Below are 7,674 nucleotides of genomic sequence, written 5' to 3'. Positions count from 1 at the left end.
ACCAGGCATCACCCCACCCTACAGCCGCCAACGAACTAACGACTCAGGACACTAGCCGGTAGCCAGGATCGCCTTGGCGCTCAGCGCGGAGACGAGCACGCGGAACGCTTCGGTGCGGGACGGCTAGTCGAACTCGTCGTGTCCTTCGATGAGCCACACCCTGTCGCTCTCACGGATGTACGCACGACGTTCGCCCGTGTCGTCTAAATTGGATAGTCGGCTTGCCGATTCGTCACCGCCATAGCTGAATTATGCCCACGTGGTTTGCCGACTTGTCGTTAAACTGCTGTGACCAGCACTTATACTCTTGCCGGCCGTCGGTGGAACAGAGTGGTACAGGGGTAGACCATGGTGGTACATGTACACGGCCTGCCTGGTACGTCACTGGGCGCGGCCGCGCAGCAGTACGGTTCGTCTGCCAAGCGTGGGGCGTTCTTCGAACGCTGTGTGGGCGCGGCAGTACAGACGTGGCTGGAGAACCTGCCGGGGGTGTACCACCTCTTCCACGACTTGGTCCGCCTGGACCACGTCACCGGTGCCGGCCTGAAACCGCTCTCTCTCGGTCAGACCAACATTGATCACCTGGTGCTCACCGGGACGGGATGGCTGCTCATCGACGCTAAGGGATGCGGGGTTGGAGTGCTAGGCACCGATTCCCAGGGCAAAGGTCGATTGGTGACTCCTTCGGGAGAGCAGGTGGTCCAGCCGTGGATGGACTCCAGACGCTCATACTCCCAAGCCGGGATTGCCCACCGTCTCACCGATGGCGGCAAGGGCCAGTTGGTGTGGGTGATCCCCGAAGAGACTGATATCGACGAAGCCTCGGCCTCACGGGCACGCATCTTCGAACGGTGAGGGACGCTGTGTGACCTCCGCGAAGTCGCCTCCGGGGCCTTGACTCCGATGCTGCCTGAGCTTGCGCCAGTCGGCTCAGGAGTGCTGGAGCGCTTGAACGGGCATCTCGCCGCACCTTGACCGCAAATCTTCTTACATGCGGCAGGGGCGTGGTTGCGGCAGACAAGGCGCCCCCAGCATGGTTGACATAAGGGTTCGGACAATGGTTGTCCCCATGGTTGACCGGGCGCTACAGGCACCACTACAGGATCGGGTTCAATCCTTCCCAAGTCACCGGAAGCGTCAAAGCCTGACCCAATAGGGGATGGAGCATTGTCGGCAAAGCCCGACATCTTCTCTCTTGCCTCATATAAGAGAGAAGGATCTTCCTTCTTGTGGCTCCTCTGCTCCGCCTAGATCGTGCTCTCCTCCTGTATGCCTACGGAACTTCCCGACTTTCCAGGCCACGGTGACCTAACTTCCGCTCCGTTCTCCCGCGACCGTGAGGGCATCTCCAAGCTCGCCGTCTCTCACCCCCTGTCTGAACTCCGCTCGCCTATCTTCCTTGAGTTGAGTACACACCCGTACGCGCTGCGTACCTGAGCCTGATCCGTCCCGAAGGGCGGCGCCTGCGGGGCGGGTGCGCCCTTCCCGTGCGCTGCCAAAGCCCTCAGGTGAGCGCTGGAGCCTTGGGAGGGTCGCCCTGGGGAAAAGGGGTTCAGGGAGAAAGTAAACGCCTCAGGGCTGCCCTGCAGGGTGCCGGGCGGACTCTTTCTCTGCCCTGGGTGCGGGGGCCTTTCAGTCTCTGTGGCGATAAGAAGCGGGGGAGTTCTCTCCTTCCCGGACAAACAAGCCGAGTCCAAAGGACCGGATCGCCTGGTCGTGATGCGTCACATGCTTGCCCCTGACTGGCTTCCTTCTTATGACGGGATTTCTTGCCCACATCAAGGAGGACGAGGGTTTGCCGATCCGCACTATCGAGGCCAGCGCTCTGGCTCAACACGCCCAGGCGGTGCTCTACCAGCACCGCCTGATCACCAGCCACCAACTGGCCCGCATGCTCACCCCGGAGGCAGCCTCACGCAGGTACATGCTCCACGTCCTGCACCGACTGCGAGCCCAAGGCCTGGCCGAGCGCGTAGTGCCCCCGGGCCGCCGACCGCACCGCTGGTTCCTCACCCCCGCAGGGGCACACGCGGTACAGGACACCGACCAGGTACCGGCGCGCCCTTACAGGATGAGTTCCGAACGCGCTGCGGGCCCACTCGCCGAGCACATGCTGGCGGTGGTGGAGACGGGCCTGGTTTTCCTCGAACACGCCCGCCTCCTGGGCGACGACTTCGAGCCCCTTCATTGGATCCCGGAGGTGGCCCACCGCTACACCAAGGCCAACGGCAGGTTCGCCGACACTCACGTGATCAGCGACGCCCTGCTGCACTACATCGCCGTCGAACCCCGTGGGGGCCGCAGGCAGATCCAGTTCCTGGTTGAGGTGGACCGCGCCACTATGCCCGTACACCGGCTGGCCGGAAAGCTCGTGGCCTACGCCCGCTACTTCGACCACCATCCCCTGCGCAAACTCAGGAGCGCCGCGGACGGACCGGCTCACCCGGCGTGGCAGGAGCGCTATCCGCACTTTCCTCGGGTGCTGCTGGTCCTGGACGGAGCCAACGAGCGACGCCTGGCCAACCGGCGGGCCGACCTGGCGGTCTATGTCCGGGCCTCGCAGTATCTGATGGTGCCTCGGGCGGGTTTCGCGATCGGGTGTGCGACGATGCCCGATCTGGTGGAGCAGGGGCCGCGGTCTCGGATCTGGTCCAACCTGCTCTGCCCGTCGCAGGACCAGGGACAGTACGCGGACTTCGCGCTGGGATTCACGTACTCGAGTCGCTGAAGTGACCCTGTCTCAGCATCCCTGTTGACCAGAGAGAAGAGAGCGGCGGAGGTGCAGATGGGTCTGTGCCTCCGCCGCGCGGACTATTTCGGTATCAGGGGTTAGGCCATTGCCGTGGTGGGGTTGCGGTGGCGGATGCTACTGAGTGCTTCGAGGGCGGTGTCGTCGGCTTCGGGGAGCGTGTGCAGGTAGCGCTCGGTCGTGGTGATGGAGGCGTGTCCCAGCCGGTCCCGGACCACGGTCAGGCTGGCTCCTCCTGCGAGGAGCCATGAGGCGTGGGCATGCCGCAGCTGATGTGGGGTCACCGACTTCGGCAACCCGGCCTTCTCCCTTGCCGGGTGCCAGATGTTTTTGCGGAACCAGTCCGCTGGGATGTGTCCGTCCGTGGTGACCTTGCGCCTGCGTCTCGGTTTGTCCTTGCCCTCCGCGCGGCGGACCGCCCGGTAATGGGCGAAGGCGGCACGGCAGTACTCACAGCGACACTTGCCGTTCGTGTAGGCGGTGGTCGTGCCGTGCTTGTACCTACGGCCCTGGTCGTTGGGCGCGGTGAGCCCGAGGTCTACGTCGTCGGGCACCCCGGGCACCGGGGCGTTGTCGTCCTGCTCTGGGAAGGAGAAGAGTAGGTCGTCATCGCGGATGCCGTGAGCCAGAGCGAAGGCCAGGATCTTCTTGATCAGGGGCCGGCTGAGTTTGAGTCGCCGGAACTTGCGGTCTTTGGGGTACTCCTTCACCAGGAACCGTCCACCGGTCGGGTGGGACTTCGCCGTGAGCTCCACGACGGAGCGGCTGACGGTGAGGATGCCTGTGGCCCGGTCGATGTCCTTGAGCCGGATCTCGCTGAGTTCCCCCCACCGCAGCCCGGACTCGATGTCGAACTCCACCAGGAGCCGGAACCGATCGCCCTCGATCGCCTCGTGGAAGTCGGAGAACTGCTCGGGGGTGATGATCTCGAACTGCTTCTTGCCGACCGTCGGCAACACGACCCCCTTACAGGGGTGGGTGAAGATGACCTGGTTGACCACGGCAGAGGTGAAGATGGCCGACAGGATCGTCGTCATGCGGTGGATGGAGGAGGCGGCAAGACCCTCCTTTTGGCACTGACGGACCCAGCTCTGGACGTGCTGGGGCAGGATCTCGTTCATGCGCATCTTGCCGAACTCGGGGATGAAGCGCCTATCGACGGCGTAGGTGGCGTTCTGTCTGGTGGTCTCCTCCATGACGTGGTTGGGCAGCCAGGTGTCCAGGACGAAGTCGGCGAAGCGCTGTCGTCCGTGCTTGGTGCTGGTGACGCGTCCTTCGGCGACCTTGGCCTCGGCGCGCTGCCATGCCCTGTCGGCTTCCTTGCGGGTGGAGAAGGTGCCCGCTGAGCGCTCCTCGCCCTTGATGTCGATGTAGTAGGCGGTGAAGCGCGTCCCGCTCCTGGCGCTCGTGCGAGCGCGTGAGAACCCCATATGGGCAGACCCCGTTCCTGACCGTGATCTGACCGTGTGACCGTGCGATGGAGCGCGGCACCCGGCGTCACTTGGCGAACGGCGGCAAGCCGTTCAACAGGGGTAAGCCCGTTTCGGGCAAGCTCGTGACAGGTCATTCCAGCGGTCGGATGATCGCTGATAAGGATGAGGCCCCAGGTTCAAGTCCTGGTACGCCCACCAGCGAAAAGGTCCCCATGCGGGGGCCTTTTTTCGTGCTCGTGCGCCGCACGTGCGTCAGGGCGAATCGCGAGCGTCGGGCAGTTCGGCGCCTCGCGCGTCGGATGCCCCCGCCTTCCCAGCACTTCCCGTGCTTCGGCTCGGGGCCGGCCGGGGCGCATCGAGCCGGGACCTGGTGGTAGGCGGCGCTAGGGGGTGTTGTGTGGATCATGGCCGTAGCGAGCGGCGTCCAGGTGCGTTCATCGCGAGAACGCTGTGTTTCCCGAAAAGCAGGGGAGTCAGCCTGGGTGCGCTGTCGACCGATGAGGACGCAGCGAGGGGCGTGCCCGGGCGTCGCGCAGTAGGTCGTGATCCACACAACACCCCCTAGGCCCCCTCGGGCACCGAAGGGGCGGGGGGCGGGCCGCCGAGGACGCGGGCGCACAGGGCGAGCAGTTCCCCGTTGGGGGCGGCGCCGACGTCGCGCTCGAACGAGGCGACGAACCCGGCGAGCCACTGCCGGGCGAAGTCGCAGCGGCCGGAGGCCAGGGCCCCTTCGACGACGGCGGCCGCCGCGAGCTGGTTGTACTGGTCCAGCTGCAGCAGCTGGCGGGCGTACTCGACGGCCTCGTCCCACTCCCGGCAGGACCGGTGGAGGTGGATGAGCCGGACCAGCGCCTGGGAGTGCAGCCCTTCGTAGCGCTTGCGGTAGGGGACGATCCAGTGGTCGCAGGCCTGCTCCCCTTCCAGGAAGCGCCGGATGCCGTAGGCCGTCACCCGGCTGTAGTAGAAGCAGGCACGCCGCTTGTCCTGCCGCAGGTCACAGGCCCGCCCCTTGTCGAATACGTCCTCGACCTCCCCCGTGTCCGTCCACCACAGGCCGTCGGTCTCCAGCCGGTAGAAATTGCTGCCGCTGCGCCTGATGAATGTCGACTCCCGGTGGGGGTGCAGTTCGGGTTCGAGCATGCGGCGCAGGCTGTGCATCGTGACGTGGAAACTCTGCACGGCCTTCTCGGGAACGGCTTCGGGCCAGCAGAGGTCGATCAGCTCGTCCATCGATCTCGGGCTCCCCGGGTGCAGCAGGAACCACTTCAGCAACCTGAGCGTCGTGTCGCGCCGCTGGCACCTCCGGTCCACGGGCTCCTGGCCGTGAAGAACGCGGAACGGGCCGAAGAAGAAGGCCCGGAAACGCGCACCGCCTTCCCGCCCTTCGAACGGGCGGTTCAGGGGCGGAGCCGGCGGATACGCGGAAAGTTGAAAGTTGTCCATTTTCGGAACCCCGGCGTGTGAGCGGAACGAGCACGCGACCGCCACCAGGGTAGGAACCCGGCATCCTGCGGGACAAGGGCCGGTCCGATAGTGGACCGGCACCGCAGCGGCGACTTGCATCCTCGGTAAGCGGGGGGTAAGCGCGCCTCCCTAAGGTGGCCCGGACCGAATGGACGCACGACGCGGAATACCTCCGGCCGCAATGGGGAAGTGGGGAACGGGAAATGTCGAGGCTGGACCTGGTGACGATTCTTGTTCGCGACATGGAAAGAACGAAGGCCTTTTATACCGGACTTCTCGGTTTCACCGTCGTCGAGCAGTTCACGTCACTGGACGGCGGCTTCGTGTGGCTCCGCTCGGCACGCTCGGGCAGCAGCATCGCGCTCCAGGACGCGGCGGCGCGCTCCGGGAAGCCCACGCAGGCCGACATCCCCGAGGCCAGCGGCGGGCTGATGCTCGGGTTCGCCGTGGAGGACGCCGAACTGGCGCACAAGGCGGCCGTCGACTCCGGATTCGACACGCGCACCGGGGTCGTGGACATGGGCAAGGGGCGGACCTTCGGCCTGAGGGACCCCGAAGGCAACTACATCCAGGTCTTCGACGTCTACCCGGAATTCCAGGAGGTCCAGCGGAAGATCGGATTGGACTGACCAAGGAGGCACGCACGCATGTCCATGAGCGTAGGCGAGCTGTTCGAAGAACTGTCCACGCGTTTCAAGAGCGATGCGGCGGCCGGCCTGGACCGGACGCTCCAGTGGAACATCACCGATGTCGAGGACGGGGTCTGGGCCTTCCGGATCGCCGACGGCGAGGGGGAACTCATCCCCGGCGGGGTCGCGGACCCCGACACCACGTTCAGCACCCGCAGTGAGACCTGGATCGCGATCGCCGAGGGCCGGCAGGACGCCATGCGCGCCTTCATGACCGGAAAGCTGAAGGTCGAAGGCGACATGATGCTCGCCATGAAGGTCCCCGAACTCTTCGAGACCGGGGCCTGAGCGCACCGCCTCGACGTCCCGCCCGGTCCCCCGCCGAAGGAGATGAGCACGTTGGAGCAGGTGACACAGGAACGCGCCGATGCCGCCGAGGGAGCAGCGCCCGAAGCGGAGCGGACGGAGCCCCGGACCGACCCGGAGAAGGTCCGCCTGGAATGGATCGCCTCACTGACCGATCCCGCGACGTTCCGCTACCTGGAGCAGATCGGCGTCGGCCAGGGCTGGAACTGCGCCGAGGTCGGCGCGGGAGCCGGCTCGGTGGCCCGCTGGCTGTCCAACCGGGTGGGCCAGTTCGGCACGGTCGTCGCCCTCGACACCGAGACCGCCTACATGGAGGGGGTGTCGGCCCCGAACCTGGAGATCCGGCGACAGGACATCACCCGGACCCCCCTGGAGAAGGGGGCCTACGACCTCGTCCACACGAAGATCCTGCTCATGCACCTCGAAGAGCGCGAGCGGGTGCTCGGAGAGTTCGTCGCGGCCCTGAAGCCCGGCGGGTACCTGCTGGTCGAAGAGGCCGACATCCGCAGCATCCAGCGCACCGACCCGCCCTCGCCGCTGCTGACCCGTGCCGCCTCCGCCCTGGAGACCTTCTTCTATTTCGGCGGCGCCGACCCGGGGTACGGGATGAAGCTGATCCCCGCCGTCCGCCGCACCGGCCTGAAGGTGCTGGGCACCGACTGCCAGTTGACGGCCGTGCAGGCGGGGACCCCCGCCGTCCGGACCGTCTCGATGAGCCTGGCCAAGCTCGCGCCCATGATCGTGAAGGCCGGGCTGATGGGCCGGCAGGAGGTCGACGCGGCCTTGGAGCTTCTGGAGAAGCCCTCGGACACGGTCGTGTACACGCCCGTCACCGTTGCGGTCTGGGGCCGGGCCGAACCCGGCGAGGGGCCCCGGGACGGGACCGGAACGTGAGGCCCTGCCCCCGCCCCGCCGACCGCGGGGGCGACGAGCGGCCCACCGGCGCGGCCCCGGCCCACCGGCCGTCCACCCCTCGCCGCCCCCGCACACGGACGTGCATGATCTCCGCGCATTCCGGGAAAGGACCCTTCAT

7 protein-coding genes are annotated in these 7,674 nt (G+C 66.3%); 5 read left to right on the top strand and 2 right to left on the bottom strand.

Annotated features, from left to right (window positions below; all coding sequences use genetic code 11):
- Positions 1–348 precede the first annotated feature (348 nt).
- Together O4U47_RS09760 and O4U47_RS09755 are read left to right on the top strand one after the other, a co-directional pair.
- Complete coding sequence (locus O4U47_RS09760; RefSeq protein WP_270677374.1) at positions 349–855, top strand: nuclease-related domain-containing protein; 507 nt, start codon at positions 349–351, stop codon at positions 853–855.
- 901 nt (positions 856–1,756) lie between these two features.
- Positions 1,757–2,728, top strand: a complete 972-nt coding sequence (locus O4U47_RS09755) for a replication-relaxation family protein (protein ID WP_270677373.1) — start codon at positions 1,757–1,759, stop codon at positions 2,726–2,728.
- Between the two features lie 101 nt (positions 2,729–2,829).
- Here O4U47_RS09755 and O4U47_RS09750 read toward each other — a convergent pair whose 3' ends face one another.
- Complete coding sequence (locus tag O4U47_RS09750) at positions 2,830–4,179, bottom strand: tyrosine-type recombinase/integrase (protein ID WP_270677372.1); 1,350 nt, start codon at positions 4,177–4,179, stop codon at positions 2,830–2,832.
- A 564-nt stretch (positions 4,180–4,743) separates the two neighbouring features.
- The gene (locus tag O4U47_RS09745; protein WP_270677371.1) at positions 4,744–5,412 is read right to left on the bottom strand and encodes an AfsR/SARP family transcriptional regulator; all 669 of its coding nucleotides are present in this window, start codon (positions 5,410–5,412) and stop codon (positions 4,744–4,746) included.
- A 437-nt stretch (positions 5,413–5,849) separates the two neighbouring features.
- Here O4U47_RS09745 and O4U47_RS09740 point away from each other — a divergent pair, with 437 nt between their 5' ends.
- From O4U47_RS09740 to O4U47_RS09730, 3 genes are read left to right on the top strand one after another with little or no spacing between them, the layout of a single operon-like run.
- Positions 5,850–6,275: a VOC family protein gene (locus tag O4U47_RS09740; protein WP_270677370.1), complete on the top strand. Its 426-nt coding sequence runs from the start codon at positions 5,850–5,852 to the stop codon at positions 6,273–6,275.
- An 18-nt stretch (positions 6,276–6,293) separates the two neighbouring features.
- Positions 6,294–6,623, top strand: a complete 330-nt coding sequence (locus O4U47_RS09735) for an SCP2 sterol-binding domain-containing protein (protein WP_270677369.1) — start codon at positions 6,294–6,296, stop codon at positions 6,621–6,623.
- 60 nt (positions 6,624–6,683) lie between these two features.
- The gene (locus O4U47_RS09730) at positions 6,684–7,535 is read left to right on the top strand and encodes a class I SAM-dependent methyltransferase (protein WP_270677381.1); all 852 of its coding nucleotides are present in this window, start codon (positions 6,684–6,686) and stop codon (positions 7,533–7,535) included.
- The last annotated feature ends 139 nt before the right edge of the window (positions 7,536–7,674 follow it).

The sequence above is a fragment of the Nocardiopsis suaedae genome (genome assembly GCF_027706745.1).
Classification (GTDB): domain Bacteria; phylum Actinomycetota; class Actinomycetes; order Streptosporangiales; family Streptosporangiaceae; genus Nocardiopsis_A; species Nocardiopsis_A suaedae.
This window is presented reverse-complemented; position numbering and strand designations above follow the sequence as displayed.

Bases quoted from the DNA above. Each gene is read 5' to 3' on its own strand.
- O4U47_RS09760 (WP_270677374.1), top strand. From the start codon at position 349: ATGGTGGTACATGTACACGGCCTGCCTGGTACGTCACTGGGCGCGGCC.
- O4U47_RS09755 (WP_270677373.1), top strand. From the start codon at position 1,757: ATGACGGGATTTCTTGCCCACATCAAGGAGGACGAGGGTTTGCCGATC.
- O4U47_RS09750 (WP_270677372.1), bottom strand. From the start codon at position 4,179: ATGGGGTTCTCACGCGCTCGCACGAGCGCCAGGAGCGGGACGCGCTTC.
- O4U47_RS09745 (WP_270677371.1), bottom strand. From the start codon at position 5,412: ATGGACGAGCTGATCGACCTCTGCTGGCCCGAAGCCGTTCCCGAGAAG.
- O4U47_RS09740 (WP_270677370.1), top strand. From the start codon at position 5,850: ATGTCGAGGCTGGACCTGGTGACGATTCTTGTTCGCGACATGGAAAGA.
- O4U47_RS09735 (WP_270677369.1), top strand. From the start codon at position 6,294: ATGTCCATGAGCGTAGGCGAGCTGTTCGAAGAACTGTCCACGCGTTTC.